This window comes from Arthrobacter sp. B2a2-09, assembly GCF_027587375.1.
Lineage (GTDB): Bacteria > Actinomycetota > Actinomycetes > Actinomycetales > Micrococcaceae > Arthrobacter.
In genome coordinates, this window is sequence record NZ_JAMXIC010000006.1 from 52,477 (window position 1) to 79,167 (window position 26,691).

At 63.4% G+C, this 26,691-nt stretch carries 27 protein-coding genes and 1 pseudogene; 17 read left to right on the forward strand and 11 right to left on the reverse strand.

Annotated features, from left to right (window positions below; all coding sequences use genetic code 11):
- The first annotated feature begins 3 nt into the window (after nucleotides 1–3).
- The 9 genes from pcaG to NFJ07_RS08730 all read left to right on the forward strand — a co-directional run bounded on the left by pcaG (nucleotide 4) and on the right by NFJ07_RS08730 (nucleotide 7,463).
- Nucleotides 4–579 (forward strand): protocatechuate 3,4-dioxygenase subunit alpha, encoded by a 576-nt coding sequence (gene pcaG / locus NFJ07_RS08690; RefSeq protein ID WP_269993707.1) that lies wholly within the window; start codon nucleotides 4–6, stop codon nucleotides 577–579.
- Nucleotides 576–2,021, forward strand: a complete 1,446-nt coding sequence (locus NFJ07_RS08695; protein WP_269993708.1) for a lyase family protein — start codon at nucleotides 576–578, stop codon at nucleotides 2,019–2,021. The genes pcaG and NFJ07_RS08695 overlap by 4 nt, the downstream gene beginning before the upstream one ends.
- Complete coding sequence (locus NFJ07_RS08700) at nucleotides 2,014–2,817, forward strand: alpha/beta fold hydrolase (protein ID WP_269993709.1); 804 nt, start codon at nucleotides 2,014–2,016, stop codon at nucleotides 2,815–2,817. Before NFJ07_RS08695 ends, NFJ07_RS08700 begins: the two co-directional genes overlap by 8 nt.
- Nucleotides 2,814–3,290: a 4-carboxymuconolactone decarboxylase gene (gene pcaC / locus NFJ07_RS08705; protein ID WP_269993710.1), complete on the forward strand. Its 477-nt coding sequence runs from the start codon at nucleotides 2,814–2,816 to the stop codon at nucleotides 3,288–3,290. The genes NFJ07_RS08700 and pcaC overlap by 4 nt, the downstream gene beginning before the upstream one ends.
- Nucleotides 3,291–3,372: 82 nt before the next feature.
- The gene (locus tag NFJ07_RS08710) at nucleotides 3,373–4,602 is read left to right on the forward strand and encodes a thiolase family protein (RefSeq protein WP_269993711.1); all 1,230 of its coding nucleotides are present in this window, start codon (nucleotides 3,373–3,375) and stop codon (nucleotides 4,600–4,602) included.
- Nucleotides 4,603–4,606: 4 nt separating this feature from the next.
- Nucleotides 4,607–5,266, forward strand: coding sequence for a 3-oxoacid CoA-transferase subunit A (locus NFJ07_RS08715; RefSeq protein WP_269993712.1), 660 nt, complete (start codon nucleotides 4,607–4,609; stop codon nucleotides 5,264–5,266).
- A gap of 1 nt (nucleotide 5,267) precedes the next feature.
- Nucleotides 5,268–5,954: a 3-oxoacid CoA-transferase subunit B gene (locus NFJ07_RS08720; protein ID WP_269993713.1), complete on the forward strand. Its 687-nt coding sequence runs from the start codon at nucleotides 5,268–5,270 to the stop codon at nucleotides 5,952–5,954.
- Nucleotides 5,955–6,049: 95 nt separating this feature from the next.
- Nucleotides 6,050–6,874 carry an IclR family transcriptional regulator domain-containing protein gene (locus tag NFJ07_RS08725; protein WP_269993714.1) on the forward strand — a complete coding sequence of 275 codons (825 nt, stop codon included), beginning with the start codon at nucleotides 6,050–6,052 and terminating at the stop codon, nucleotides 6,872–6,874.
- A 49-nt stretch (nucleotides 6,875–6,923) separates the two neighbouring features.
- A complete protein-coding gene (locus NFJ07_RS08730; protein ID WP_269993715.1) occupies nucleotides 6,924–7,463 on the forward strand; it encodes a DinB family protein in 540 nt (179 codons plus the stop codon).
- 16 nt (nucleotides 7,464–7,479) lie between these two features.
- Here NFJ07_RS08730 and NFJ07_RS08735 read toward each other — a convergent pair whose 3' ends face one another.
- The 7 genes from NFJ07_RS08735 to NFJ07_RS08765 all read right to left on the reverse strand — a co-directional run bounded on the left by NFJ07_RS08735 (nucleotide 7,480) and on the right by NFJ07_RS08765 (nucleotide 13,627).
- A complete protein-coding gene (locus NFJ07_RS08735) occupies nucleotides 7,480–8,682 on the reverse strand; it encodes a hypothetical protein (RefSeq protein ID WP_269993716.1) in 1,203 nt (400 codons plus the stop codon).
- Between the two features lie 2 nt (nucleotides 8,683–8,684).
- Nucleotides 8,685–10,070, reverse strand: a complete 1,386-nt coding sequence (locus NFJ07_RS08740) for a HEAT repeat domain-containing protein (protein WP_269993717.1) — start codon at nucleotides 10,068–10,070, stop codon at nucleotides 8,685–8,687.
- 108 nt (nucleotides 10,071–10,178) lie between these two features.
- A complete protein-coding gene (locus NFJ07_RS08745) occupies nucleotides 10,179–10,829 on the reverse strand; it encodes a hypothetical protein (RefSeq protein ID WP_269993718.1) in 651 nt (216 codons plus the stop codon).
- Between the two features lie 2 nt (nucleotides 10,830–10,831).
- Nucleotides 10,832–11,167 carry a hypothetical protein gene (locus NFJ07_RS08750; RefSeq protein ID WP_269993719.1) on the reverse strand — a complete coding sequence of 112 codons (336 nt, stop codon included), beginning with the start codon at nucleotides 11,165–11,167 and terminating at the stop codon, nucleotides 10,832–10,834.
- Nucleotides 11,168–11,337: 170 nt separating this feature from the next.
- Nucleotides 11,338–12,390, reverse strand: coding sequence for a hypothetical protein (locus NFJ07_RS08755; protein WP_269993720.1), 1,053 nt, complete (start codon nucleotides 12,388–12,390; stop codon nucleotides 11,338–11,340).
- A gap of 47 nt (nucleotides 12,391–12,437) precedes the next feature.
- Nucleotides 12,438–12,986: a hypothetical protein gene (locus tag NFJ07_RS08760; RefSeq protein WP_269993721.1), complete on the reverse strand. Its 549-nt coding sequence runs from the start codon at nucleotides 12,984–12,986 to the stop codon at nucleotides 12,438–12,440.
- Complete coding sequence (locus NFJ07_RS08765; protein ID WP_269993722.1) at nucleotides 12,959–13,627, reverse strand: hypothetical protein; 669 nt, start codon at nucleotides 13,625–13,627, stop codon at nucleotides 12,959–12,961. Before NFJ07_RS08765 ends, NFJ07_RS08760 begins: the two co-directional genes overlap by 28 nt.
- 364 nt (nucleotides 13,628–13,991) lie before the next feature.
- Here NFJ07_RS08765 and NFJ07_RS08770 point away from each other — a divergent pair, with 364 nt between their 5' ends.
- A complete protein-coding gene (locus NFJ07_RS08770; protein WP_269993723.1) occupies nucleotides 13,992–15,512 on the forward strand; it encodes a glycosyltransferase family 39 protein in 1,521 nt (506 codons plus the stop codon).
- A 25-nt stretch (nucleotides 15,513–15,537) separates the two neighbouring features.
- Here NFJ07_RS08770 and NFJ07_RS08775 read toward each other — a convergent pair whose 3' ends face one another.
- The 3 genes from NFJ07_RS08775 to NFJ07_RS08785 form a co-directional block, all read right to left on the reverse strand.
- Entirely contained in the window at nucleotides 15,538–16,149 is a 612-nt protein-coding gene (locus NFJ07_RS08775) for an NADPH-dependent FMN reductase (RefSeq protein WP_269993724.1), read from the reverse strand.
- Nucleotides 16,150–16,281: 132 nt separating this feature from the next.
- Nucleotides 16,282–17,610, reverse strand: coding sequence for a type II toxin-antitoxin system HipA family toxin (locus tag NFJ07_RS08780; protein WP_269993725.1), 1,329 nt, complete (start codon nucleotides 17,608–17,610; stop codon nucleotides 16,282–16,284).
- On the reverse strand, nucleotides 17,603–17,845 hold the full coding sequence (locus NFJ07_RS08785; protein WP_269993726.1) for a helix-turn-helix transcriptional regulator: 243 nt from the start codon (nucleotides 17,843–17,845) through the stop codon (nucleotides 17,603–17,605). The genes NFJ07_RS08780 and NFJ07_RS08785 overlap by 8 nt, the downstream gene beginning before the upstream one ends.
- Before the next feature lie 226 nt (nucleotides 17,846–18,071).
- Between NFJ07_RS08785 and NFJ07_RS08790 the strand changes: the two genes are divergently transcribed.
- The 3 genes from NFJ07_RS08790 to NFJ07_RS08800 are packed head-to-tail and all read left to right on the forward strand — an operon-like array spanning nucleotide 18,072 to nucleotide 20,982.
- A complete protein-coding gene (locus tag NFJ07_RS08790; RefSeq protein ID WP_269993727.1) occupies nucleotides 18,072–19,262 on the forward strand; it encodes a Re/Si-specific NAD(P)(+) transhydrogenase subunit alpha in 1,191 nt (396 codons plus the stop codon).
- A complete protein-coding gene (locus NFJ07_RS08795; RefSeq protein ID WP_269993728.1) occupies nucleotides 19,262–19,612 on the forward strand; it encodes an NAD(P) transhydrogenase subunit alpha in 351 nt (116 codons plus the stop codon). Before NFJ07_RS08790 ends, NFJ07_RS08795 begins: the two co-directional genes overlap by 1 nt.
- Entirely contained in the window at nucleotides 19,609–20,982 is a 1,374-nt protein-coding gene (locus tag NFJ07_RS08800; RefSeq protein WP_269993729.1) for an NAD(P)(+) transhydrogenase (Re/Si-specific) subunit beta, read from the forward strand. The genes NFJ07_RS08795 and NFJ07_RS08800 overlap by 4 nt, the downstream gene beginning before the upstream one ends.
- On the opposite strand, the gene NFJ07_RS08805 is transcribed toward NFJ07_RS08800, so the two are convergent.
- On the reverse strand, nucleotides 20,969–22,636 hold the full coding sequence (locus tag NFJ07_RS08805; RefSeq protein ID WP_269993730.1) for a helix-turn-helix domain-containing protein: 1,668 nt from the start codon (nucleotides 22,634–22,636) through the stop codon (nucleotides 20,969–20,971). The genes NFJ07_RS08800 and NFJ07_RS08805 overlap by 14 nt on opposite strands.
- A gap of 128 nt (nucleotides 22,637–22,764) precedes the next feature.
- Between NFJ07_RS08805 and NFJ07_RS08810 the strand changes: the two genes are divergently transcribed.
- The 4 genes and pseudogenes from NFJ07_RS08810 to NFJ07_RS08825 all read left to right on the forward strand — a co-directional run bounded on the left by NFJ07_RS08810 (nucleotide 22,765) and on the right by NFJ07_RS08825 (nucleotide 26,690).
- On the forward strand, nucleotides 22,765–24,060 hold the full coding sequence (locus NFJ07_RS08810; RefSeq protein WP_269993731.1) for an alpha-hydroxy acid oxidase: 1,296 nt from the start codon (nucleotides 22,765–22,767) through the stop codon (nucleotides 24,058–24,060).
- Nucleotides 24,057–24,992 carry an ABC transporter substrate-binding protein gene (locus NFJ07_RS08815; protein WP_269993732.1) on the forward strand — a complete coding sequence of 312 codons (936 nt, stop codon included), beginning with the start codon at nucleotides 24,057–24,059 and terminating at the stop codon, nucleotides 24,990–24,992. The genes NFJ07_RS08810 and NFJ07_RS08815 overlap by 4 nt, the downstream gene beginning before the upstream one ends.
- Before the next feature lie 12 nt (nucleotides 24,993–25,004).
- Entirely contained in the window at nucleotides 25,005–25,928 is a 924-nt protein-coding gene (locus tag NFJ07_RS08820) for an amino acid ABC transporter permease (RefSeq protein WP_269993733.1), read from the forward strand.
- Nucleotides 25,925–26,690, forward strand: a pseudogene (locus NFJ07_RS08825) (amino acid ABC transporter ATP-binding protein). Before NFJ07_RS08820 ends, NFJ07_RS08825 begins: the two are co-directional and overlap by 4 nt.
- Nucleotide 26,691: the final 1 nt, after the last annotated feature.

The following is a 26,691-nucleotide window of genomic DNA, read 5'->3' on the forward strand; positions in this document are numbered from 1 at the left end:
AACATGACTAAGCTGATCCCCACTCCCGGCCAGACCGTTGGTCCGTTCTACGGCTATGCCCTCCCCTTCAATAAGGACAGCGAGCTCCTCGCCCCGGGAAGCGCCGGAAGCATCCGGCTGCAAGGCACCGTGTACGACGGCGCCGGCGAAGCCATCCCGGACGCCATCCTGGAGATCTGGCAGCCCGACGCCGAAGGCAACGTGGTCCAGCGCACCGGTTCCCTGGTCCGCGACGGCTACACCTTCACTGGCTGGGGCCGCGCCGCGGTAGGCAACTCCGGCGTGTTCACGTTCACCACGGTCAACCCCGGGCCCACTGAAGCGGGAGCGGCTCCGTTTATCTCGGTTGCCGTTTTTGCCCGTGGCCTCATGAACCGCCTGTTCACCCGCATCTACTTGCCGGAAAGCGAGGAAGCGCTCGCTGCCGATCCGCTGCTCAGCTCCCTCGATCCCGAGCGCCGCAAGACCCTCATTGCTCGCCGCGACGCGGATGGCGGCCTCACCTGGGACCTGCGCCTGCAAGGCGAGAACGAGACCGTCTTTCTCGACTTCGAGCGCTTCGAAGGCGCCTCCCAGTGAGTGGCGACGGCGATTTCGGGCTGCTCAGCCCGGTTTCGGCGTCGCCCGGCGTGGTGGCGCTGACGGGTGACAGTGCGGTGATCGCGGCCATCCTCGACGTCGAGGCCGCCTGGGCATCCGTGCTCGAAGAAGCGGGCATCGCGCCCGCCGGTTCTGCCGCTGTCGTCACCGAGGCAGCGGAATCCTGGGCCTACGACGCCGCTTCCATCGCCGAACGCGCACAAGGTGGCGCCAACCCGGTCATTCCGCTGCTGGCCGATCTCCGCGGCAGGGTCAGGCAGCTCGACGCTGAGCATCCCGGCGGGGCGATCGGCGCGCTTGCCGCGGTGCACACCTCCCTGACCAGCCAAGACGTCCTGGATTCGGCCCTGATGTTGCTCGCGCGCCGCGTGGTTTCCGCGCTTCTCGCCGAAGTAAAAGGCACGACGACGGCGCTCGCCGGCCTTGCGGAACAGCATGCGGACACGCTGTGCGTGGGCAGGAGCCTGACCCAGCATGCGCTGCCGTTCACCTTCGGGCTCAAGGCGGCGCAGTGGTTCCACGGAGTGGCTGCCGCGGCCCGACGCCTTGAGTCCTTGGAATTGCACGTGCAGTTCGGCGGAGCCGGCGGCACCCTGGCTGCAGGAACCGTGCTCACGGAAGGCTCGCCGTCGAGCCCCTTTGACCTGGCGGATGCCTTGGCGGCAAAACTGGGCTTGGCTGCCGTTCCGGCTCCTTGGCACACCAACCGCCTTGCCGTCACTGCACTCGGCGACGCCTTGGCTTCCCTGACGGACTCCTTCGGCAAGATCGCCTCCGACCTGCTGTTCCTCAGCCGCCCCGAAGTGGCTGAATTGGGTGAGCCCCTTGCCGCGGGCCGCGGCGTCTCCTCGGCCATGCCGCAAAAGCAAAACCCGGTGCTGTCCGTGCTGATCCGCAGCGCGGCGCTCCAGGCGCCCGGGCTGGCAGCGCAGCTTCATCTCGCAGCCGCGAACTTCAACGACGAACGCCCCGACGGAGCCTGGCACAGCGAATGGCCTGCCCTACGGAGCTTGCTGCGGCTCGCACTCGGCGCCGCCACCCAGCTCCGCGAGCTCGCCGAAGGACTCCGCGTCTTCCCCGAGGCAATGCGCCGCAACCTGGAACTCTCCGGGCCATTGCTGCTCAGCGAAGCCGTTGCATCCTCCGTTGCCCCGCTCCTCGGCGCGGACAGGAGCGACGCGAAGGCCAAGCTGCAGGCCGTCGTCGACGAGACGCTCCGGGCACCCGTGGGGGAACGGGCCCGGATCTACGCCAAACTCCTCCGGGAAGCCGTCCCTGCCAGCAAGCTGTCCGATGAGGAACTGCAGGCGCTACTCGACCCGGCGAACTACGTGGGTGAGGCTGCCGAAATCAGCCGCCGCATCCTGGTTGCCTACCCGGAATTTTCCGACACTAACCCGAAGGGAGCCGATCGTGGCTAAGCCCAACGTCAAGGCGGTGTTGCTGTCCCCTCAGCGCACCTTGGGAGAGAAACCCCTTGTGGTGGTGGGGCCTTCACTCGGAACGTCCACGGTGCTGTGGACCGAGACGGCAGCCCTGCTCGGCGGTGAGTTCGACGTCATCGGCTGGGATCTTCCCGGTCACGGCGTCTCGCCCGCGGCCTCCGAAACGTTCAGCGTCGCCGAACTGGCCGACGCGGTGGTTGACCTGGTGGATTCGATCGCGCCCGGCGCCGTATTCCACTACGCCGGGGACTCGCTGGGCGGCGCCACAGGACTGCAACTGGCCATCAAGTACGGAGAACGGCTCAAGTCGCTCTCTGTGCAGTGCACCGGAGCAAAGCTCGGTACTCCCGAGGGATGGCTGGAACGGGCCGAAACCGTTCGCGCCCAGGGCACCGCGGTGATGATCCAGGGGTCCGCGCAGCGTTGGTTCGCTCCCGGTTTCATGGATCGCCAACCTGTGGTCAGCAGCCGCCTCCTGCACGCCCTGCGGGACGCCGACCGCTTCAGCTACGCCTTCTGCTGCGAGGCCCTCGCCGCCTTCGATGTCCGCTCCCAGCTCGGTAGCATCACCGTCCCCACGCAGGCGCTGGCCGGCGTCGAGGACACTGTTGCGCCGCCGTCGTTCGCTGAAGAAGTGGCGGACGGCATCAACGCAGGCGGCGGTAGCGCTGTTGCCGTAGCGCTCGACGGCGTCGGGCACCTGGCGCCCGCGGAGGCGCCCGACGTCGTCGCGGACCTCATGCGGACGTTCATGAAGGAGGCCGGAAGATGAGCACTGATTTTTCGCAAGGCGCCGTTCAGCGCGAGGCCACCTCTCAGGAAATCTATGACGCCGGCATGGTGGTCCGCCGCGAAGTGCTCGGCGATACGCACGTGGACCGCGCCAACGCGAACAAGGATCCCTTCACCGAGGACTTCCAGGACATGATCACCCGGATCGCCTGGGGAGGCATCTGGACCCGCCCGGGCCTGACGCGGCAGATGCGCTCCGCCGTCACCATCACCGCCATGGTGGCCCACGGGCACTGGGAAGAACTGGCCATGCACATCCGCGCCGCCATCACGAACGGCCTGAGCAGGGACGAGATCAAGGAAATCCTGTTGCAGACCGCCATCTACTGCGGAGTCCCCTCCGCCAACACCGCATTCAAGACCGCGCAGCAGGTCTTCGCGGAGCTCGACAAGACCCCCAACGCCCCCGCCCCCAGCACCCCCGCCCCCAGCACCCCCGCCCCACCCAACTGACTCGCATTAGATGTCGTTTTGAGCCCTCATAACGACATTAACTGCGAGTCAGTTGGGACCACAGACACTTAGAGGAGACCCCATGAACCAGGCGTATGTGTACGACGCCGTGCGCACACCTTTTGGAAAATTCGGCTCGGGCCTTGCCGGGGTCCGGCCGGACGACCTCGCGGCCCACGTGGTGCGAGAAGCCGTCAAGCGCGCCCCCGCTTTGGACGTTGAGCGGATCGACGAAGTGGTGTTCGGCAACGCCAACGGCGCCGGCGAGGAGAACCGCAACATCGCCCGCATGGCCACACTCCTGGCAGGGCTCCCGACGTCGATCCCGGGCACCACGGTCAACCGCCTCTGCGGTTCCTCCCTTGACGCCGCGATCATCGCTTCGCGCCAGATCAACGCCGGCGACGCCGAACTGGTGCTGGTGGGCGGCGCCGAGTCCATGTCGCGTGCCCCGTGGGTGCTGCCCAAGACCTCGAAGCCATACCCGGCCGGCGACATGACCCTGGCCTCCACCACCCTGGGCTGGCGCCTGGTGAACCCGGCGATGCCTGCCGAGTGGACGATTTCCTTGGGCGAGGCCACGGAACGGTTGCGTGAGAAGTACGGGATCACCCGGGAGCGGCAGGACGAGTTCGCCGCGGCCTCGCACAACCTCGCCGCAGCCGCGTGGGACGAGGGCTTCTACGACCAGTTGGTGACCCAGGTTCCGGGCACCGAGTTGGTCCGTGACGAGGGTATCCGGGCTGGTTCGACGGCGGAGAAGCTCGGCGGGCTCAAGACCGTGTTTCGGCCCGAATCCAGCGGCCCTGAAGGCGGCACGGTCACAGCCGGGAACGCTTCTCCGCTGTCCGACGGCGCGTCCGCGGCCTGGATCGGCAGCGAAAGCGCCGCCGGGCTGCTCGGGCTGGAGCCGCTGGCCCGCATCGCCGGCCGCGGAGCACACGGAAACGATCCCCAGTTCTTCGGCTACGCCCCGGTGGAGGCCGCCAACAAGGCCCTCGCGAAGGCGGGCATCGGCTGGGACCAGGTGGGCGCCGTCGAACTTAACGAGGCCTTTGCCGCGCAGTCCCTGGCCTGCATCGATGCGTGGGGTATCGACCCGTCCATCGTGAACCGGCACGGCGGCGCGATCGCCATGGGCCACCCCCTGGGCGCCTCGGGCACGCGCATCCTGGGGACCCTGGCCCGCAGCCTTCAGGCCTCCGGTCAGCGCTGGGGGGTCGCGGCCATCTGCATCGGCGTCGGGCAAGGCCTGGCCGTGGTGCTTGAGAACGTCACTGCCGGAATTTCGGCACAATCGGTGAAGGGCTAAGGCAATGCTGAAATTCATTGACACGGTCGGCGAAGCAGTCGCCGGCATCAAGGACGGCTCCACCGTGATGATCGGGGGCTTCGGGAACGCGGGCCAGCCGTTCGAACTCATCGACGCGCTGCTCGATTCCGGCGCCACCGACCTCACCGTGGTGAACAACAACGCGGGCCAGGGCGATCAGGGCCTGGCGCTGCTCATCAAGGAAGGACGGGTCCGTAAGATGATCTGCTCCTTCCCGCGCCAGTCCGATTCCTGGCACTTCGACGCCAAGTACAAGGCCGGGGAGATCGAACTGGAGCTCGTCCCGCAAGGCAACCTGGCCGAGCGCATCCGGGCTGCCGGGGCCGGCATCGGCGGATTCTTCACGCCGACCGGCTATGGCACCATGCTCGCGGAAGGGAAGCACGCCCGCTTCCTCGACGGCAAATGGCAGGTCTTCGAGACGCCCATCCATGCCGACGTCGCGCTCATCAAGGCGCTCAAGGCCGACGGCAAAGGCAACCTCGTCTACCGCAAGACCGCCCGGAACTTCGGCCCCATCATGGCCGCGGCCGCGAAGCACACCATCGTCCAGGTGTCCGAGATCGTCCCGACCGGCGCCCTGGACCCGGAGAACGTGGTGACCCCGGGGATCTACGTCAACAGCATCGTGAAGGTGGCCTGACATGAGCATCCAAACCTCAACAACACCCCTCGGCCGCGACGACCTCGCGCAGCTGGTGGCGCGCGACATCGCCCCGGGTTCCTTCGTGAACCTCGGCATTGGCCAGCCCACGCTCGTCTCCAACTACCTCACGGAAGAGCAGAACATCACGCTCCACACGGAGAACGGGATGCTCGGGATGGGCCCGGAGGCCAAGGGCGAGGAGATCGACGGCGACCTCATCAACGCCGGCAAGATCCCGGTCACCGAGCTCCCCGGCGCTTCGTATTTCCACCACGCCGATTCCTTCGCGATCATGCGAGGCGGCCATCTGGATATCTGCGTGCTGGGCGCTTTCCAGGTCTCCGCCACGGGTGACCTCGCCAACTGGCACACCGGGGCGCCGGACGCGATCCCGGCGGTCGGCGGGGCGATGGACCTGGCCACCGGCGCGAAGGACGTGTTCGTCATGATGACTCTCCTGACCCGCGACGGCGCCTCCAAACTCGTCGACACCTGCAGCTACCCGCTCACCGGCGTGGGCTGCGTGACCCGCGTGTACACGGACAAGGCCGTCTTCCTGATAGGGCCCGACGGCGTGAGGGTGCGTGAGACGTTCGGCTGCACTTTCGAAGAACTCCAGACGCTGGTGCCGGTCCCGCTGGTGCCGTTCGACGAGAAGGCGGCTGGCGCCGTCGTCGGCCTCTAACGCGCTCAAAGCCGAGCGCGAACTGGCAGCAGATGCCCTCTGGAAGCAATTGAAGGGGCACCTGCTGCTAGTTCGCGCCAATAAGATTGGTAACCATGACCGACGCAGCAGTAGCCGGAGTGCCGCAAGCAGGTGCTCCCCAGGCGAGTGACCAGTACGTGCAGTCGCTGGCACGCGGCTTGGCCGTGATCCGTGCGTTCGACGCGGCCAACCCCGTCATGACACTCAGCGAGGTGGCGGCGCGCACCAACCTGACGCGTGCCACGGCCCGTCGGTTCCTGCATACCCTGGTGGAGCTGGGCTACGTCCGCACGGACGGCAAGACCTTCGCGCTCACGGCGATGGTGCTGCAGCTTGGCTACTCGTACTTGTCGGCGTTGTCCTTGCCCCAGCTCGCACAGCCGCACCTCGAAGATCTCTCACTGAAGCTGGGGGAGTCGACGTCGGCCGCGGTGCTGGATGGCGCGGACATTTTCTACGTGGCCCGCGTGACCACGCGCCGGATCATGACGGTCGGCATCTCGGTGGGCACGCGCTTCCCTGCCTACGCCACGTCCATGGGTAGGGTGCTTTTGGCCGGCCTGACGCAGCAGAAACTTGACGAGTATTTGGCTGAAGTGGAATTCAAGGCCCTGACACCGCGGACCATCACGTCCCGCGCGGAGCTTCTGGGCGAGCTGGACCGGGTGCGCAAGCAGGGCTGGTGCCTCCTGGACCAAGAGCTGGAACTCGGGCTTATGTCCATCGCTGCGCCTGTATGGAACCACAACGCGGGCCATGTGGCTGCCGCCGTCAACGTCTCGCTCCAAGCCCAGAACGTCGCCGCCCAGCCAGACCCCGAGGCCTACCTCGAATCGGTCAGGGAGCAGATCGTGGAGACCGCGCGGACGATATCGCAGGATGTCTCGGCGAAGCATTAGCTTTTTGGGCCGTTGCCACCGCGCGTTGCAACGCGTAGGCTCACGGCCCATGACCGACGTGGATGAGCAAGGACGCCCGGAACCTCCCCTCGCAGCCGACGAGGCCGCTAGCCTGCTGGGCTTCCTGGATTACCAGCGAGCCACATTTGCGTGGAAGTGCGCGGGGCTCGACGCATCCGGGTTGGAGGCGACCGTGGCTCCGTCGTCAATGACCCTGGGCGGGCTGCTCAAGCATTTGGCCTATGTTGAGGAGCACTGGTTTTCCCAATGCATGCACAACCGGGACCGGCAGCCGCCATGGGACACCGTGGACTGGAAAGCCGACCCGGACTGGGAATGGCACTCAGCCGCCGAGGACTCGCCGGAGCATCTCCGTACGCTCTGGCAGGACACCGTGAACCGCTCCCGCTTGCTGGTCGCCGAAGCAATGGACGACGGCGGCCTGGACCGGCTTGCCGCCCGCACCTGGTCTGATGGCCGGGCACCCAGCCTGCGATGGATCGTGCTCCACATGATCGAGGAGTACGCGCGACACAACGGCCACGCCGACCTCCTCCGGGAGTCGGTGGACGGGCTGACTGGGGAGTAGGGCAGGGGGCTTCTTCCTACGTTGTTGTTTCAGGTGCCTGAGGGCTTTGTCTGAGTTTTGGGGGCATTTTCTGTGCGGGGATTCCGGGTCGGCGGTATTCGTCGAGTCCGTAGCTGAGTTCTTCGGGGATCCAGGGTTCGGTGTGATCGGGGCGGAGTTTGGTGAGTTCGTCGCGGTCCAGGGGTTCGGGGGACCAGCTGTGGAAGGTTCCTTCTGCGTAATGTTCGGTTTTCCCGAGAAGGTAGGGTTCGACGCCGGCGAGGTACTCCGTCGAGAACCAGTTCCACCATTGAGGGTAGTGGGGCAGTCCTCCCCAAGTGTTGGGGAGGGTGCAGCTGAAGGCTGGTTCGGCTGTGCTCGCATTTACGCTGAGGCTTCTGCCACTCCAACTCCAGCCGCGTGCCACTTCCGCGCTGGCAAAGAAGCTGCCTGACTCCCGAGCCACCCGTGTGAACAAGTCCTTCAGTCCGTGGCGCCAGCGCTCGTCGTTAAGAGTGGTGCGATCGATCGTCATGGAAGTGTTACGAATCTGGCCTGGGGTGAGGCCTTCACGCCCGTCGAAACTGATGTCGAACACGGGGAAGGTTCCTTCGGCGTAGAGGCCCCAGAGTGGTTCGTTTTCATAGTGGTCCAGGAAAGCTTGGTCAGCGTTGGCTTGAAGCGTGCCGAGCTTCGTACCGCCGGCACTGTACTTTCGGGGGAGCGCTTCGGGGAATGAGACTCGGCAAGCCTGGAGGAACCGTGTCAACAGATCCACCGGTGCTTCCTGTACCAGGTAGTACCAGTAGACGATTACGACGTCGATTTTGGTGTCCTTAGCAGGCCTTGGGGCTTTGCGAAGTGAGGTTTTGGGCCATTGTTCATCGGTTTGCGGATCCAGACACACGCCGTCGAGGGCGCCCGCGAGTTTCCGGGCGAACCTCCGGGCAAGGGGAACGGAGTCCTGATCGCCGCCCTCGACCAGGATGTCGTAGCGGTAGGCGATGGCCAAGGCCGTCGCCGTGACGTTTTCCGGCACCTCGTCTGCGCCCATCTGCTCCGGCCCGTCAACGGTGAAGCAGTACGAGCCAGTGGTTGCCCTAACGACGGGCAGGAACTGCGGTTCTGAGTCTGTATCCGCATCCTCTGCCGGTGCGAGTCCCGGCACGGACCGGAGCAGCTCCAGTAACCGGCCCGTTTCTGCCGCTTCGGACGCGTAAACGTAAAAGTCGTAGGACAAGATCAAGTCCTGCGTTCGTTTTTTGCCCGCTGCCTTTGGAGTTTCTTGATTGAGTTGTTGATGTCTTTGCGGACCCACGTGTCGGGGTGTTTGGGCAGTTCCTCCAGGGCAGGCAGTGCGTCGGTGGCGCCGAGTTCGGCGAGGAAGTGTGCGGCGTAGCCGGTTTCGTCGGGGTGCTTTGGGTTTCGCAGGGCCGAGGTCAAGTCTTGTTCGGTCAGGGCGCCGAAGGCTTGTGCGTGTTCTCTGGCGTAGAGGGTGCGCCGGAGCCGGTAGAGGGCTTCGGCCAGGATCCGGAGGACCTCCTTGGAGTTCTTCGGGTCCCACTGCAGGCGGGCGTCCTCGATCAGGGGTATGGCCTCGGTGATTTCCAGGTCCGCCAAGGCGGTCGCGGCGTCGGAGGTGTTCGACCTTACCGTCAAAGCGTCCATAAGCAGCTGCGGGGCTTCCGGCCGTCCGGAATCCCTGATGAACGGCGACAGAAATCCAGTCATGTAGGTGGCTGTGTCGGGGTTCTCAAGGATGCGCGCGACGTCGTCAAAGTCGGCGTCGGTGACAGCCAAGCTCGCCGTGAATGCGACATTATGCAGAGTGAAGCCGTCGAATTTGTTGTCTCTGACATGTCTTATCAGGACCGGGTATGTCTGCCTCTTCTCTTCCGGGCGTTGCAGCAGGAAACCCAGACTCCGGAGAAGATCCCGCTGGGATTCAGGTTCGACTCTTTCCTCGAGGTGTTCTGCCCAGTCAAGAAAGACGGGAACCGCCTCGGGATAGGGGATGGCCGAGGCGAGTAGCTGGCCCAGGTTGTCGACGTCGACTCCTACCCCGGCGAGATCGCGGAGGATGCCGCGTTCATGGTCCGGTGTGTCGTGCGAGGCGAAAGCGGGAACGGAGCGTGCTGTCGCATCGCCTGCCTTGCGGAGGACCGCGCGTTGGAGATCATCGAGCGGTTCTCCCGCCAGATGGTTCCGGTAGACCTCATCCATTCTTTGGGCGATCAGGTCAAAGTGTGCCCAGTCGTCGGTTACTTCGTAGACGCCCAGGCCTTGCTCGGCGAATACTCTTTGGTAGTCGTCGGTGTAGTAGACATCGCCGGGGTGGGGCACCTGCCACTCTTCCCTGTTGTAATAGGCCATGGCGAAGCGGTTGCCTCGGAAGATGAAATCCTCATCGGTAAGTTTGTCCCGCCGCAGACTGCGGAAGTATTCCGCGGGGTTGACCGCCCGCGCTTCGAGGCCCGCCAATCCGGCTCCGTGCTGGGCGCTCGTGAGGCCACGGAGCACCGCCCACGCCAGGAAGAAGCCTATGTGGGTGGCTGCTGCACTCTTCGGCAGATCCTTCGGGAAGTTCTGTGACCTGGAATGGGATGACACGGAGTCGTAAATGATCATGGACCGTTTTGCTTTCAACAGTAGTGGAGGCTGCTCAGTACAGGAATTCAGTGAAGTTCATGCGGATGATCCTGCTGCCATCCAACAGATCCGGCCTATTGCCGTTGATCAGATCCTGCAAGGGTTTCGAGAGTTTAGTCTCGGGCCGGAACCAAAGCGTAAGCGTGCCCCCAGTTTCGTTAACTTTCCGTTGGCTTGAAGTGTGCCGAGCTTCGTACCGCCGGCACTGTACTTTCGGGGGAGCGCTTCGGGGAATGAGGCTCGGCAAGCCTGGAGGAACCGTGTCAACAGATCCACTGGTGCTTCCTGGACCAGGTAGTACCAGTAGACGATTACGACGTCGATTTTGGTGTCCTTAGCAGGCCTTGGGGCTTTGCGAAGTGAGGTTTTGGGCCATTGTTCATCGGTTTGCGGATCCAGACACACGCCGTCGAGGGCGCCCGCGAGTTTCCGGGCGAACTTCCGGGCAAGGGGAACGGAGTCCTGATCGCCGCCCTCGACCAGGACGCTGTAGCGGTAGCCTACGGCCAGTACTGTCGCGGTGACGTTCTCGGGAACCTCGTCGACGTCCACTTCCTCGGGTCCGTCCACGGTGAAGCAGTAGGAATTCGCGGCCGCCTTCACGACGGGCAGGAACGCGGGTTCAGCGTCGGTGCCTGCGTCCCGTGCCGGGGCCAGGCCCGGAACGGACTTAACCAACTCCAAGAGCGCCTCCGGTTCTGCGGCCGCGGACGCGTACACGTAAAAGTCGTAAGACATGATCAAGTCCTGCGTTCGCTTCTTGCCCGCTGCCTTTGGAGCTTCTTGATGGAGTTGTTGATGTCTTTGCGGACCCACGTGTCCGAGTGTTTGGGCAGTTCCTCCAAGTCCGGCAGTGCGTCGAGTTCGGCGAGGAAATGTACGGCGTAGCCGGTCTCGTCGGGGTGGTGGGGGTTCCGCAGGGACGAGGTCAGGTCTTGTTCGGTCAGGGCGCCGGAGGCTTGCTCGTGTTCTCTGGCGTAGAGGGTGCGCCGGAGCCGGTAGAGGGCTTCGGCCAGGATCCGGAGTACCTCCTTGGAGTTCTTCGGATCCCGCTGCAGGCGGTCGTAAATGATCATGGACTGCTTAGCTTTCGAGAACAAGTTGGAGCGGGCTTAGCGGGCAAGAACAGGTCCCCTGTAAAGACCTGGCGGAATGACCACTGCCGACTTCTCGAATCGATCGTCTGCAGAAATGGTCGGTGAGAAGTCGCTGGGAATCCAGGGCCGGCTCGGGTCCGGCAACCGAGCTACGAGCTCATCACGGCCCAGCGGCTCGTCTGCCCGGAATGGAAGAGACCATCAGGATGTACTTCAGCCTGCCCGTGCAGGTAAGGAGTGACCAATTCGACGTAGTCTGGGCCATACCAGGTCCACCATTGCGGATAAGTGGAAAGGCCTGTCCATTGGCCGATATAGCACGGATCGATAGCCGACTCCGACTCTTTTGAGCTATTGAACCATCGGGACTTCCAAACGTAATTCCGCAACACCTCAGCGCGAGCGAAAGCGCTGCGCGATTCGATGGAGAATTCGATGAAAAGGCGGCGCAGGGCTTGCCGCCACGGTTCTGTAGTAAGCGCTGCCCGGTCCACCGTCATGGAAACCATGGACATCGGCCGCTTTCGCCCGGCCCCGTCAATGTAACCGAGCCCCACCGGGTACGTACCAACCATGAAATTCGTATCCCCAGGCGCCGCTTCGCACATGTCCACGAACCCTTGATCGCCGTCGCGGTCCAGCCGTCCCTGAAACGGTTCACGAACACCGAATTGTCTAGGCAGCGCCTCCGGCAGATTCCTACGAGCAAGTCGCAGGAATCGCTCGGCCAGGCCTTGAGGCCTCTTATCGGCGTCGATATACCAACAAATTTCAACTATGTCAGTTTTGACTGGCGACACAGGGGAAGGTCTCGTTCGCAACGATTTCTTTGGCCAAACCTCACCTGTCTGAAGGTCAAGGACAGCCCCGGACAATTGCTTCGAAAGTCTCCGCGCGAATCGGATCGCGTGGGGAACAGACGCGTCGGCGGTTCCTTCCACGAAAACCTGAAACAAATACTTGATCCCCAAGGCCACGGCAGTAATTTCTTCCGGGACGTCCTGAGGCTCTACAGCGATCGGGCCTTCCACCGTGAAGCCATACGTGCGGCGCGCACCCTGCCCGACTCGCAAATGGACAGACTCGCCACCAAGCGTCGCCGGGCCGTCCAAGCGCTCCAGCCCGGGAGACACACGAACAAGTTCCGCAAGCTCTGCGGGCGATAGTTCTTCGGCAACGTAGATAGCCAAGTCATAAGACACTTTTTATCCTTTCGCCGACCGTCCCAGTAAGAAATTTGCCTACGTTGCTATGGTTCTTGGGTGTCGTGCCTGAGTTTTGGGGGCATTTTCTGTGCGGGGATTCCGGGTCGGCGGTATTCGTCGAGTCCGTAGCTGAGTTCTTCGGGGATCCAGGGCTTGGTGGGATCTGGCAGGCGTTTGGTGAGTTCGTCGCGGTCCAGAGGTTCGGGGGACCAGCTGTAGAAGGTTCCTTCTTCGTAATGTTCGGTTTCCCCGAGCAGGTAGGGTTCGACGCCGGCGAGGTACTCCGTTGAGAACCAGTTCCACCATTGAGGGTATGGGGGTAGCCCTCTCCAGATGCCTGAGAAATGGCAACTGAACGCTGGTTCCGCCAGACTGAGGTTGGCGCTGAGACTCCTGCCGTTCCAACTCCAGCGACGAGCAACTTCTGCGCTGGCGAAGAAACAGCCAGACTCGCGGGCCACTCGTGTGAACAAGTCCTGCAATCCGCGGCGCCAGCGTTCATCGTTCAAGGCTTTACGATCCACCATGAGCGAGATGGACCGCGTGTTGTCCTTGGCGAAACCTTTCAGCCCATCGAAACCGATGCTGAACACGGGAAAGGTGCGGCGGCGTAGAGACCCCAGAGTGGTTCGTTTTCATAGTGGTTCAGGAATGCTTGGTCCCCGTTGGTTTGAAGCGTGCCGAGCTTCGTGCCGCCGGCACTGTACTTTCGGGGGAGCGCTTCGGGGAATGATGTCCGGCATGCCTGGAGGAAACGCGTCAACAGATCCTTTGGAGCTTCCTGGGTGAGGTAGTACCAGTAGATGCCAACGGCGTCGATTTCGGTGTCTTTCGGGGGTTTTGGGGCTTTGCGAAGTGAGGTTTTGGGCCATTGTTCCTCGGTCTGCGGGTCGAGGCACACGCCGTCGACGGCGCCCGCGAGTTTCCGGGCGAACCTCCGGGCGAGGGGAACGGAAGCCTGGTCTCCGCCCTCGACCAGAACGCCGTAGCGGTAGCCAACGGCCAGTACCGTCGCGGTGACGTTCTCGGGAACTTCGTCGGCGTCTACCTGCTCCGGTCCGTCCACGGTGAAGCAATAGGAATTCGTCGTTGCCCTCACCACCGGAAGGAACGCCACCTCACCATGGGTCTCCGCACCCTCGGCCGGGGTGAGGCCGGGAACGGACTTAACCAGGTCCAGGAGACGGCCCGGTTCCGCAGCTTCGGCCGCATACACGTAAAAGTCGTAAGACATTATCAAATCCTGTCATTCGTGCGTGTGCGACGTCTGATGGACCGCCGGCGCAGGGCAGAGCGAAGCGCCAAATTCATAAGTTCCCCCAAATGCAATGTCAGGTCGCCCCAATGAGTGCAGCTATGTGCTCTATCCACGCGTGAGAAGCGCTGATTGGCTGATATTCACGGCTAGATTATCGACAAAATTCAGCTTTATCCAAGGAAGATTGCGTAGCGCCTTTTATTTCATGGCGATTCCGCACTCCGCTGTGCTGTTTACGGAGGCGCTGGGGCATGGAAGCCGGTGGGCCTGATCCACGCCCGGCTGCCCGGAACCGGCACGTTAGAGTGGTTGGGAGTGCCGTACCGTCCTGAGGAGTCCAATGTCTGACCTGGTGTTGGAGAACCACCGGGTTCGGCAACGGTTCTCCCCACGGCTGGATCCCTTGTGGGGCGGCTTGTTCGGTTTCCTCGTGTCCTTTGCCGGAAGCTGGATCCCGTCGATTTGGCGGGACGAGGCTGCCACCGCCTACGTGGCCAACCATTCGAGCCAGGAACTGTTTGCCATCGTAGGGCGCATCGACGGCGTCTTCGGGCTGTACTACTGGCTCATGCATGGCTGGTTGAGTGTTGTGGGGACAAACCCTTTGACCTTGCGGTTTCCGAGTGCCGCTGCTGTCGGCGTCGGTGTGGCCGCAGTCGTCGCGATCGGGACCCGGCTGCACAGCCGCTGGTTGGGCCTTGCCGCCGGCATGGCATTCGCTGTGCTGCCGAGGATGACCGCCATGGGAATCGAAGCCCGCTCCTATGCGATGTGCGCGGCGATGGTTGCCGTTCTTGGCTGGCTGATGCTGCTCCTGACGGAACGCGCCCGGATCCTCACCGCTGTGCTCTATGTAGTGGTGGGCGTCATTGCCGTGTATCTGCACATGTATGCCGTGCTCGCCGTCGGATCGCTGTGGCTGTCCGGCATGCTTTTGTCCCGAACGAGGCGGTCAAGGATCGTCCTGAGCGTTGCAACTGCTGGGATATTCGCCTTGACCGTCCCGCTCTTTCTGCTTGCCCGCACCCAGGCGGCAGCGCAGATCAGCTGGATCAACACCACTCCGGCCCAAATGTTTGCCCAAGTCTTCGTGGAGCAGTTCTTCCCTTACAAGACCGTGGTGCGTTTCACCACGCCGGACCAGGAATGGGTACGATCGCTCGCCGTCGTGCTGGCCGGAATCGCCTGGATACTCGTTGCCGCCTTGCTGGTCACGGGATGGAAGCGTTACCGCCGGACATTGCTCTTTGCAGTGCCGAGCGTCGTCCTACCGACAGTCGCGGTGTTCGTCTACTCCTTTCTGGTCTCACCGGCATACACGCCGAAGTACTTGATTTCCACGGTTCCCGCCTTTGCGATCCTGCTCGCATGTGCCCTCGGGAACCTGCCGCGAGTCTGGCTTAAAGTCACTGCGGTTGTGCTTCTGGCAGGGATTGCCGCTCCGATATACGTTTCGCAGCGGCAGCCCAACGGAAAGTTCGTCGTCGATGATTTCTCCTTCATCGCCGAGACTATCGACGGCAACAGCACGCCGGGAGATGGGATCCTCTTCGACGACAGCCCGGGGGATCCGATCGAATCCGGACGAAACGCGCTGTCCGGCTACCCGGCGTCTTTCCGCAACGTCAGGGACATCGCAGCAGTGACTGGACCCGAACGGTTGACGTCCCCGTGGTCACTCCAGCTCCCGTTCGATGCAGTGCAGGACCAGGTCGCCCGAACGTCCAGGGTGTGGCTTGTCACCACACCCCAGAAGAAGTCCGACGCCGCCGCTGACGCCGCCAAACTGACACACCTCGGCTTCCATCAAGTCAGCCAGTTCGCCGGGCCCACCCACGAGATTCTTCTCTGGACGCGCTGACCCTCGAACCCGGCGCCGCCCCGCGCTACCGCGTCAGCTTGGCGCCATCCGGGTGTTGGTCACCAATGTGCCCGGGTGCGTTGACGGCCACGACGCGTTGGACGAACGCACTATATTCCTCCATGTAGTGGCGCAGGATGGACGCGGTGCCTTCGTCCCGGACAGATCCATCCTCGTTGTAGGCTGCCGGATCGAATTTGATGTAGGCCTCCGGGGCGTTCATCTGAGGTGCGTCGAGGAAGCTCAGGACGCTGCGCATGGAGGACTGCATGACGGCCGTGCCGATGCTGCCGGGGGAGGCTCCGATGATTCCCGTGGGCTTGCGGGCGAAGGAGTTGGTTCCCCAAGGCCGGGATCCCCAGTCGATGGCATTCTTGAGGGCGCCGGGGATGGAGCGGTTGTACTCGGGGGACACGAACAGGATGCCGTCCGACGCCGCAATCGCGTCCTTGAGTGCCCGGCCTGCAGGCGGGAAATCGGCGTCGTAGTCAGAGCTGTAGAGGGGCAGGTCCTTGATGGGAATCTCGGTGAATTCGAGTTCCTCCGGCGCTACGCTGATGAGCGCCTCGGACAGGACCCGGTTGATGGATCGGCTTGAGAGGCTGCCGACGAAGTATCCGATCTTGTACGTGGCCATGGCATGTTCCTTCCCGACGGCGCGGCCGGAACCGGCTCATCGACGGTACGGTAACTGGAGGCTCCCAGCCCACAGCGAGCTTATTAGAGCAGCTCGCAGATGGGAATGGCCGGCCATTCGAATGGAACGGCTTCAGTTGGCCCTATGCCAGACACTGAGCGGCATCTTTGGCTTTCCGATCGCCCGGCCGGAACTGATCCGCTCGAAGTTGTACCCAATACGGTCCCGGAGCGCGGGACTGCCACCGGGAACGCCTGGAGTCTCTTCGAGTGCAGCCCCGAATCTGGAGAGAGTGTCAGTGAGGATCGAATCCGCGCGACGGCCGCTGAGGCCTCCCCAGCTTGCAACCTCTGCTCGGAAGTGGTCGAGGGTGACTTTGTGATGGTTGAATTCGCCACCAATTGCCAAGGAGAGTTCATCGCCGATCTTTTTCGATCCGACCCTTGAAGGGTCGTCGTTGATGTGGAGGATGGGCACCGCATCGTAGAGGTCCGCGATCGTGGATTCATCGCTGGTTTTGTGGAGGATGGATACATTCTTTGCGTGTGCGTCATGGTTGCCGATGATCACGTTGTAGAGCAAATGGCGGAGCCAGATCTCCATGTCCGTGCCGTCACCAAATGAGCCAAGGAGTTCTGCGATCCGCTGCGCGGTGGGTCGGGCTGGAGAGCGTGGCTGCTGGGGATTCTGAAATTTTGCAGCGGAGTCGGTCCAGTCCAAGCCAAGTGCTTGCGCGGCGTCTTCCTGATGGATGGGGCGGACCGTATTTCCTGCCACAATCCGGTCGTACCGCTCGATGGAGAGGAATGTCGTCTGGTTGTAGGTGATCAGTTCGCTGTGAAAACCCGTCAGGCCCATGTGGCGCGCGATCTGGTGCGAGTAGTACTCATCGAAGATCGTAGCGGGGCGGTGGGAGGGTGCTGGCTTGAGGATGTGAGTGGAATGGGCCAAATTCTCGGGATACGCCCAGTCCTCCCCGAATCGCGCAAGTAGTAGTTTCGGCTGGAAGCCGGGAAGCATGGAACGGCCGCTGTCCGGCTCGTTGCCAAGATCGAAGTCTCGCTGGGCCTTCTCGAGCTTGCGGACAACTTCGCGGGTACTCAGGGGCCGATATTTGCCGGGCACATGATCGCTCGGCAGGTCAGTGCGGATCGAGAGCGCACCTGCCATGGTCAAGCCATAGTGTTTCAAGAAAGCAAACAGGTCACTCTCGTCGATACGCGCGTTGCTGGCAAGACGAATACGGTGGTTGCCTTCAGGCGCGTACCCACCAAAGAAGTTGGAGGCGTGCCGGGTATCCGCTTTGGTTCCGGGAATCAGGGAGAAGCCTTCGGTGAGCATGCTGGGTGACCCCGCGTATGAGGAGTCTATTGTGAATGTCACCTGGCGTCTGTCCCTGCGGGTGGGGGTGATGACGCCGATGTGGTCGTCGCGCAGGAAAACATCAAGGAGTTCAATCATGAGGAATTCCCGCCGGTAATTCGAAGCTCACAGTTACCTTGATACCGAGTCGCCGCAGCGTGCGGAACATTCTGGTGGCCCAGAGATTCGACGTTCCATTTTCGAGGCTGACTAGATACAGGCGGGGAATCCCGAGATCCTCCGCAAGCTGTTCTTGGGTCATCCCGCGCGCAGTCCGTGCATGCTTTATGGCCGCCCCGAGGTTCTTGGGGTTGCGTGCTTCGAAGCTTGGCATTGAGGTCCCCTGTATGAATATCACGACATCGTACGATGTATGAATATTAGAACATTGTTCGGTGTATGAATATCCCAACACCGCACAGAGTATGGATATTCATACATCGGGCCCGCGACCCAGGTCCCTACTCCCGCCGGAGCCTTCCTCGTCCTAGACTCAAGCCAACAACGGCTCGGGGCAATGATGTTCAGAAGGACAACGGGGTTTCGGGAAGGGAGCGCGGGTGAAACTTGGCATAGCGCGGGAACGCTTGGATGGTGAACGGCGTGTGGCTGCGACGCCGGAGACCGTCAAGCAGTTGGCCGGACTTGGACTGGAAGTCTTCGTCGAAAGCGGAGCTGGAACTGCCGCGGGCCACAGCGATGAGGACTACCGCGGGGCAGGAGCCCTCATCGTCCCCACCTTGGATCTCGCCCGACTGGACGTCTACGCGCACGTTCGCCCCCTCGAACCCACGACGGCGGCCGCGCTGCGCCGGGGCGCCGTCACCGTGGGCCTGGCCTCGCCGTCGTCGGAACTTCCCACCGTCCGCGCGCTCGCCGAAGCGGGCGTGACCTCCTTCGCGCTTGAGTTGGTGCCGCGCATTTCCCGGGCACAATCCATGGACGCGCTCACGTCCCAGGCCCTTGTGGCCGGATACCGCTGCGTGCTCGAGGCGGCAATGCGCCTCCCGCGCTTCTTCCCGCTCTATATGACAGCCGCCGGAACCATTCCCCCGGCCCGCGTGCTGGTGTTGGGTGCGGGCGTGGCCGGCCTGCAGGCCATCGGCACCGCGAAGAGGTTGGGCGCGCGCGTCTCCGCCAACGACATCCGGCTGGCCTCTGCGGACGAGGTGGCATCCATGGGCGGCACCTTCATCAAGCTCGACGTGGAGACGGCGGAATCGTCCGGCGGCTATGCGCGCGAGCTCAGCGCTGACCGCGGCGCCCTGCAGCGTGAGCTGCTCGCCCCGCACGTGGCCCAGGCAGACGTGCTCATCACGACGGCGGCGGTTCCCGGACGGCGGGCCCCTCTCCTAGTGAGCCGTGAAATGGTTCAGCACATGCGCCCGGGCTCGGTGGTCGTCGACCTCGCCGCGGAGTCGGGCGGCAACGTGGAAGGCTCGGTGCCTGGCCTGGATCTACAAATACCGACGGCGGACGGCCAGGGCACGGTCACCCTGGTGGGGATGAAGGACGTCGCCTCCGCAATGCCCGCGGACGCCTCGCGCCTCTACGCGAAGAACGTCGCGAACCTGCTGGCCCTGATGACGTGTAATGGAGCTGTCGTCCCCGACTTCGACGATGAGGTGGTGGCGGGCGCGTGCCTGACGCACGACGGCGAGGTGCGGCACGGTCCGACGGCCGAGGCCCTTGCGGCGCTCGCCGCCGAGACGGCAGAATCCGTGGGTTCCGCAAACGAGGGGGTCTCCTGATGGACGGCATCGCCCTGCTCACCATCACCGTCTTGGCGGTCTTCGTGGGCTTCGAAGTGGTTTCCAAGGTTTCAAGCACGCTGCACACGCCCTTGATGTCCGGGGCCAATGCCATTCACGGAATCATCCTGGTGGGCGCGATCATCGTCGCGGGGCAGGCCTCGGACCCTTGGGTCCTCGCGGTCGCTTTGCTCGCCGTCGTCCTCGCCACCGCCAACCTCGTGGGCGGCTTCGTGGTGACGGACCGCATGCTGGAGATGTTCCGCGGCCGCAAACGTGAAGCACCCCCAGGCGGGAAACCGGAAGCCGTAGAGGCCAAGACATCCGAGTCCAAGGAGGGCACGCGATGACCCTCATCGATCCAGTGTGGACCTCACTCCTCTACCTCGCGGCTGCGGTCTGTTTCATCCTCGCGCTCAAGGGACTTAATTCGCCACGTACCGCCCGGCGAGGCAACCTGGTGGGCGCCTTCGGTGCGGCGCTCGCCGTCGCCACGGTCTTTTTGTCGGTCAAAATGGACAACGTTCCCTTGATCCTGGGCGCGATGGTGGTCGGTTCGGGAGTGGCAGCGCCGGTCGCGCGCCAGGTCAAGATGACACAGATGCCGCAGCTCGTGGCGCTGTTCAACGGCGTGGGCGGTGGTGCCGCGGCGCTCGTTGCGCTCCTGGAACTCTCGCACACGGAGGACCACTGGGTGCGTGTGGCCATCGTCTTCACGCTGCTGGTGGGGGCGGTGTCGTTCGCGGGTTCCGCCATCACGTTCTCGAAACTCCAGGAGCTCATGACCACCCGCCCGGTGGTGTTCCCCGGCCTGCCGACCCTCATGGGAGCGGTGCTGCTTGCAGCGGTGGGTGCCGCCGTCGCCGTCGTTTTCAGTGGTTCCCTCGCGCTTGCCCTAGTGCTCTTGGTGCTGGGGCTGGCGGCGGGCGTGCTGCTGGTGCTGCCGGTAGGCGGCGCGGACGTGCCCATCGTTATCTCGCTGCTGAATGCCTTTACGGGCCTGGCCGTGGCAGCCTCCGGCCTGGTGCTTGGCAATGTGCTCTTGGTGGTTGCTGGCACTCTGGTGGGCGCCTCGGGCACCATTCTCACCCGGGCCATGGCTGCGGCCATGGGCCGCAGCGTTGCGGGTATCCTCTTCGGCGCGTTCAAGGGAGGCTCGACGGCGGGGTCGACGGCGGTGAGCGACCGCCCCGTCCGTTCCTCCAGCCCGGAAGACGTGGCCGTGCTTCTCGGCTACGCGCAAAGGGTCATCATCGTTCCTGGCTACGGGCTCGCGGTGGCCCAAGGGCAGCACACGGCGGCGGAGCTCGCCCTTGCGTTGGAAGCGAGGGGCATCGACGTCGATTTCGCGATCCATCCCGTGGCCGGTCGCATGCCCGGGCACATGAACGTCCTGCTTGCCGAAGCCAACGTGCCCTATGAGTCCCTCAAGGAAATGGGCGAGATCAACTCGGAATTCCGGACAGCCGACGTCGCGCTGGTGGTCGGTGCCAACGATGTCGTCAACCCGGCCGCGAAGACCACCCCGGGCTCGCCGATCTACGGCATGCCCATCCTCGAAGTGGCCGACGCGCGCCAAGTGGTCTTCCTGAAGCGGTCCATGCGGCCGGGATTCGCGGGAATCGAGAACGAACTCATGTACGAACCGCAAACCACGCTGCTGTTTGGCGACGCCAAGGAATCCCTGGCCAAGGTATTGAGCGCGGTTAAGGCGCTGTAATGTCGGCGAGGTCCATGGTTGTGAGGCGCAGCCACAGCCAAAGCCGCTTCTGCGGATCGTCCAGATCGAGGTCAAAGTCCTTGGCCAAGCGCGAGATCCGGTAGCGGACGGTGTTGTTGTGCACGTGGAGGCGGGCCGCCATCGCGGAGATGTTTCCGTTGGAGGCCATGTAGGCCCGCAAGGTGTCCAGATAGTCGGTTTGCAGTTCGGCGTCGTAGGCCTGGATTTTCGCGATGTCGTCGAGGTCCGCAAATCCGCTCTCGCTGATGAATGCCCCGATCTTCAGGAGATTCAGGGGGATCCTGTAATCCTCGAAAAGCCCGACGGAAGGGACTGCCCGGCCTGGGGCATCCGGCTTCGTCGATTGTTGGTGGAGCAGGTATTGAAGTGTCTGCAGGGCTTCCGATCTGGATCCTGGCAGCTCCTCTACGCGGGCGGCGATGCCGCCGACGGCAGCAATGAGCGGATAGGAGCTGATCGTGTGGCCGTACGCTCCGATTTCCTGGACAACGCGGCGATGGATTGCCCTTGAGGTGGCCCCGTCGGAAGGAAGAAGCGCGTAGACCACCGAGTCAATGAGGGCGCTGTGGCTGGTGTTGAACTGCACGTTGCAGACGGTGGTCACCAAGTGCAGCAGCCGATGGATTTCACGGACTGATTCCAGGCTGCCTGTTTCGGGCCGGACGATGGAAAAGGCCGCGACGGCGAGCCCGCCGGAGGATTCGAGCCCCAGTTGGGCTGCGGCAAAGGGAGCATGTCCAGGGTCCTCCATGAGCGTCCGGATCAGGTCTCCGTTCCGGCGTTCCCCGAAATCGGATGCCGAGCGGGCATGCAGCATATGCAGTCCAGCCAGCGGCGCCATCCTGTCGAGCGCCTCCAGGGCTGCCTCCCGTCTGCCTGCGCCCGGGTCGATGATCCAGATCGAGCCAAGCAGTTCGCCGCCGGCCCTCACGGCAAGGGCCAGCCTGGCCATCTCTTCATCGATTCCGGGGATGAGCACGGCGCCGCCGGACGCATAAACGGTCTTGAAGTCCGCATCGAACGCCGGTGGCTTGACCTCCTGCAGCGCGAGGGTGGTGACGCGGCGGAGCTCGTCGATGGGCTGGCCCGGCAGTGTCGAGTAGCCGAGGATCCTGCCGAGCGGATCCACAATGCTGGCCGCACCATTGGTGATGGACGCGGCAGCGTTGGCGAACGCGTAGAGGTCCCCGAGACGGACGCCCGAAACTGAATCCGCGGCCGCTCCCATGACGGACGCCCTGGCCAGCGCCACAAGCCGGGTCCAATCGGCGGTGTCAGGCGCGATAAGGACCGCCAGGTCGTGGCGGATCGCCGCCGAGCGCAGTTCTTCCAGCGGCGTCCCATGGGACTTGACGATCACCGCCGCGGCGTTGCTGTTCGAGGCCCGGTAAAGCAGCTGGTCAAAATCGGGCGAACCGCATGTAAGCCCGACGGCAAGGATGATGCGGCCGTCGATGCTGGTCCATTCGTCCTTCGGGTCATACATGAGTATGTCCGAGACGGGATGTCCGAGGTTTTCGGGGGTGGGATTGGCGTGCACCAAATCGGCCTGCATGAGCTGGATGCAGTCGGACAATCGCACCACCGCGGTCTGTAAATCGGGCTCTGAGCGGCGCCCTTCCTTCGTATCCATAGTTGGAAGATATCACAGGCCGCAAGCAGATCTTATGGAGGAATCAACATGTAGAAGGGGAGAGATCTACATCACTATTGAGAAAGGCGCCAAACGAGATTTCCCCCCAAAAAACAGAGGAACAGAAAATGAGATTCAAGGACATTGGGGCACTGGCCTCGGTGCAGGGACCGGCCCGGTCCGTATCGGAACGACTGTCCCGGCGTTGCTACAGCGTCGAGGACATGAGGAAACTGGCCGCGAAACGCCTTCCAGGAAGCGTGTTCGATTACATCGAGGGCGGCGGCGAGGACGAGGCCTCGCTGAAGCGCAACCGATCCTCCTTTGATGACTGGGCCTTCCTCCCGAAGTGGGGCTCAGTAGAGCATCTGGACCTTAGTTCAACTCTCCTGGGCGGTCCCGTAGCGATGCCGCTGACGCTCTCGCCCACCGGCGGCACCAGGCTCTTCCACCCCGACGGCGAGACCGCCGTCGCCCGCGCGGCCCTTGAGGCGGGCGTTCCGTACGGACTGGCGCACTTGAGCACCACCACCATGGAGGACGTCAGCGCCGCCACCCCGGGCCTTCGGCGCTGGTTCAATATCGAGCCCACTGCGGACAAGGGCCTCCTCCAGGCCGTGCTGGACCGGGTCTCGAACGCCGGTTACGAAGCGCTTCTCGTCAACGTCGATTGCCGGGCGATTGGCCACCGGGAACGTGACTACCACAACGGATTCACCGCGCCGCCGTCGATCAAACCCAAGACCGTCATCGAAGGGGCGCTGCATCCCAGATGGGCCCTTGGGTTCTTGGCCAACGACGCAATCGCCTTCCCGAATCTCGACGCCGAAATTCCCGAAGGCCCGCTCTCCAGCAGCCCTGATATGTGGCGGACCCTCCTGGCTGGATCCTATGAACCGACGGACTGGGACGACATCCGTGACCTGAGGTCGCGGTGGAGCGGTCCGATCATCCTCAAAGGCGTCGTCAACCCCAAGGACGCCGTCATCGCGGCCGAGCTTGGTATCGACGCCATCCAGGTCAGCAACCACGGCGGCCGGCAACTGGACCACATGGCGTCGCCGCTGGACGTCCTTCCGGACATCGCCGAGAAGGCGGCCGGACGGCTCGAAATCATCGTCGACGGCGGCATCCGCCGCGGCTCCGACGTCGTCAAGGCTCTCGCCCTCGGCGCCGATGCCTGCTCCATCGGACGCCCCTACCTGTACGGACTGGCGGCGGCCAGCCAAGCAGGAGTAGCTCACGTCTTGAAACTGTTCTCCGCCGAAATCACGCGCACCATGATGCTTCTCGGAGTCTCCACCATCCAGGAACTCCGGGAAGAGGGCCGTGACCTGATCCGGCACCGCAGCGAAGCGTTCCCAGGCATCACCCCCACCCCCGAGGCCCAGATGGCCTACGCAGAAACGAGGTCCTCCCGATGAAATCCCCAACCACGAAACCCTCCAGGCTCGGCGTCCCCGCCGCCATCGCAACGGCGGCACTGTTGCTCGCCGTCACGGCTTGCTCTCCAGCAACGTCCGCCACTTCGGCAGTGTCGCCGGGCGGTACCCCCGGGCAGGACGCGAGCGTCCCCGCTCTTGACGTCAACCAGGCCGCCGCGCAGTTGCTCCCGGACTCCATCAAGGCGAGCAAGGTCCTGCGCGTGGCCATCCCCACCAACGAGCCGCCAACCCAGTTTTACCGGGAAGGCACCCAGGAGATGACCGGTGCCAACCCCGACGTCGCGCGCTTGATCGGAGAGGCGCTCGGAGTGAAGGTCGAAATCCAGGTAGCCAATTTCGATTCCATCATCCCGGGGATCGCAGCCGGGCGGTATGACATGACTGTCTCCTCGATGACCCCGACGACGGAGCGCATGAAGGTGCTTGATTTCGTCGACTACATGCAAATGGGCAGCACTGTCGCAGTCGCGAAGGGCAATCCGCTGGGGCTCAATGAGAAGTCCCTCTGCGGCAAGAAGGTCGGAGTCCTGACCGGTTCCTACCAGCTCACCGTCGACGTCCCCGATTTCGACAAATCGTGCACGGACGGCGGTAAGGACAAGATCCAGACAAACGAGTTCCAGGACACTCGCCAGGCTATTTCGGCCCTGACCAGCGGACGCCTCGACGCCGTTCTGGCTGATTCGCCCATCCTGAACTTCGCCGCGACGCAGAACCCGCAGATCGAGATCGCCGCCAAGTACGGCTTCGCACCGGTCGGCGTCGGCATGCCGAAGGACTCCGGCCTGGTCAAGTCCGTCTCCGCCGCCCTCAACACCGTGATCAAGAGCGATTCCTACGTCAAGGTCCTCGGGAAGTACGGCCTTGAATCCAGCGCCATTACCGACGCCCGCGTCAACTTCGCCCAATAAAAGGTGACTATCATGCAGCAACATTCCATCCCCGACACAAGGCAAAGCCCTGCTACGGTACCGGGCGACTCCATCCCCGTGGTCCCCCTCAGGCACCCGGTCCGCCTCGCCATCGCGATCGTCCTCATTCTTGTCGCATTGAGTGCCGCGTGGGACGTGGCGGTAAACCAGCGGTACCACTGGGACGTCGTCTTCTCCTATCTCTTCGCCCCGCAGATCATCACGGGAGCCGGGCTCACGATCCTCCTCACCGTGGTGTCGATGAGCGTCGGCATTGCCCTTGGCACGGTCCTGGCGATCATGCGGCTTTCGGCTAACCCGATCGTCAACACCATCAGCCGGGCCTATATCTGGTTCTTCCGCGGCACCCCGCTGCTTGTGCAGCTGATCTTTTGGTACAACATTGCCGCCTTGTATCCGGTGATCGCGTTCGGACTGCCCTTCGGCGGCCCCTCCGTGGTCCTTGGTTCGGCCAACGTGCTCGTCTCTCCGCTCGGTGCGGCATTGCTCGGACTGTCCCTGAACGAGGCCGCCTACATGGCCGAGATCATCAGGGGCGGCATCGGATCCGTGGACAAGGGCCAGTACGACGCCGCGCGGGCCCTTGGCATGAACGGCAGCAAGCTCATGAGCCGGGTCATCCTCCCGCAAGCGATGCGCGTCGTCCTCCCGCCCACCGGCAACCAGGTCATTTCGATGCTCAAAGGCACCGCCTTGGTCAGCGTCCTGGCCATCTCCGATCTGCTGTATTCGGCGCAGATCATCTACGCCAACAATTACCAGACCATCCCGCTGCTCATCGTCGCGAGCCTCTGGTACCTGCTCATGACAACCATCCTGAGCTTCTTCCAAACCAAACTCGAACGACGGTATGGCCGCGGTTTCGACGCCGCACCGCGACGGACGCGCCGGCTAAAGACAAGGACAGTACGATGACTACCGCCATGGTGGAGGCCCAAGGAGTCCGCAAGAGCTTCGGCTCGACCGAAATCCTCAAGGGCATTGATCTGAAGGTCGAACGAGGCTCCGTCACCTGCCTCATCGGTCCGTCCGGCTCCGGAAAAACAACTTTCCTCCGATGCATCAACCACCTGGAGAAGGTCGACGCCGGCCGCCTGTACGTCGACGAACATCTGGTCGGCTACGCCGAGCGCAACGGCAAGCTCTACGAAAATGAAGGAACGGCAGACCGCCCGTTCCCGGCTGACCGCCGGGATGGTCTTCCAGCGCTTCAACCTCTTCCCGCACATGACCGTGCTGGAGAACGTCGTGGAAGCCCCGGTTCACGTCCTGGGCCGTCCCCGAAACGAAGTTACGGCCGAAGCCCAGACGCTGCTGGACCGGGTAGGGCTAGGCAACCGGGGTCATTCCTACCCCCAGGAGCTCTCCGGCGGGCAGCAACAGCGGATCGCGATTGCGCGCGCATTGGCCATGAAGCCCAAACTCATGCTCTTCGACGAACCAACCTCGGCCCTGGACCCGGAGCTCGTGGGCGAAGTGCTCGATGTCATGAAGTCCCTGGCCGAAGCCGGGATGACCATGGTGGTGGTCACGCACGAACTGGGCTTCGCGCGCCAAGTCAGCGACCAGGTGGTCTTCATGGACCAGGGCGTAGTTGTTGAAAGCGGCAGGCCCGAGGACGTCCTGGGCAACCCGCAGCACGAACGCACCCGGGCCTTCCTCTCGAAGGTCCTCTGAA

Bases quoted from the DNA above. Each gene is read 5' to 3' on its own strand.
- NFJ07_RS08795 (WP_269993728.1), top strand. From the start codon at position 19,262: ATGGACGGCATCGCCCTGCTCACCATCACCGTCTTGGCGGTCTTCGTG.
- NFJ07_RS08820 (WP_269993733.1), top strand. From the start codon at position 25,005: ATGCAGCAACATTCCATCCCCGACACAAGGCAAAGCCCTGCTACGGTA.
- NFJ07_RS08765 (WP_269993722.1), bottom strand. From the start codon at position 13,627: ATGTCTTACGACTTTTACGTGTATGCGGCCGAAGCTGCGGAACCGGGC.
- NFJ07_RS08810 (WP_269993731.1), top strand. From the start codon at position 22,765: ATGAGATTCAAGGACATTGGGGCACTGGCCTCGGTGCAGGGACCGGCC.
- NFJ07_RS08770 (WP_269993723.1), top strand. From the start codon at position 13,992: ATGTCTGACCTGGTGTTGGAGAACCACCGGGTTCGGCAACGGTTCTCC.
- NFJ07_RS08720 (WP_269993713.1), top strand. From the start codon at position 5,268: ATGAGCATCCAAACCTCAACAACACCCCTCGGCCGCGACGACCTCGCG.
- pcaC (WP_269993710.1), top strand. From the start codon at position 2,814: ATGAGCACTGATTTTTCGCAAGGCGCCGTTCAGCGCGAGGCCACCTCT.
- NFJ07_RS08785 (WP_269993726.1), bottom strand. From the start codon at position 17,845: ATGCCAAGCTTCGAAGCACGCAACCCCAAGAACCTCGGGGCGGCCATA.
- NFJ07_RS08730 (WP_269993715.1), top strand. From the start codon at position 6,924: ATGACCGACGTGGATGAGCAAGGACGCCCGGAACCTCCCCTCGCAGCC.
- NFJ07_RS08800 (WP_269993729.1), top strand. From the start codon at position 19,609: ATGACCCTCATCGATCCAGTGTGGACCTCACTCCTCTACCTCGCGGCT.
- NFJ07_RS08805 (WP_269993730.1), bottom strand. From the start codon at position 22,636: ATGGATACGAAGGAAGGGCGCCGCTCAGAGCCCGATTTACAGACCGCG.
- NFJ07_RS08715 (WP_269993712.1), top strand. From the start codon at position 4,607: ATGCTGAAATTCATTGACACGGTCGGCGAAGCAGTCGCCGGCATCAAG.
- NFJ07_RS08710 (WP_269993711.1), top strand. From the start codon at position 3,373: ATGAACCAGGCGTATGTGTACGACGCCGTGCGCACACCTTTTGGAAAA.
- NFJ07_RS08725 (WP_269993714.1), top strand. From the start codon at position 6,050: ATGACCGACGCAGCAGTAGCCGGAGTGCCGCAAGCAGGTGCTCCCCAG.
- NFJ07_RS08775 (WP_269993724.1), bottom strand. From the start codon at position 16,149: ATGGCCACGTACAAGATCGGATACTTCGTCGGCAGCCTCTCAAGCCGA.
- NFJ07_RS08740 (WP_269993717.1), bottom strand. From the start codon at position 10,070: ATGATCATTTACGACTCCGTGTCATCCCATTCCAGGTCACAGAACTTC.
- NFJ07_RS08815 (WP_269993732.1), top strand. From the start codon at position 24,057: ATGAAATCCCCAACCACGAAACCCTCCAGGCTCGGCGTCCCCGCCGCC.
- NFJ07_RS08780 (WP_269993725.1), bottom strand. From the start codon at position 17,610: ATGATTGAACTCCTTGATGTTTTCCTGCGCGACGACCACATCGGCGTC.
- pcaG (WP_269993707.1), top strand. From the start codon at position 4: ATGACTAAGCTGATCCCCACTCCCGGCCAGACCGTTGGTCCGTTCTAC.
- NFJ07_RS08750 (WP_269993719.1), bottom strand. From the start codon at position 11,167: ATGATCATTTACGACCGCCTGCAGCGGGATCCGAAGAACTCCAAGGAG.
- NFJ07_RS08745 (WP_269993718.1), bottom strand. From the start codon at position 10,829: ATGTCTTACGACTTTTACGTGTACGCGTCCGCGGCCGCAGAACCGGAG.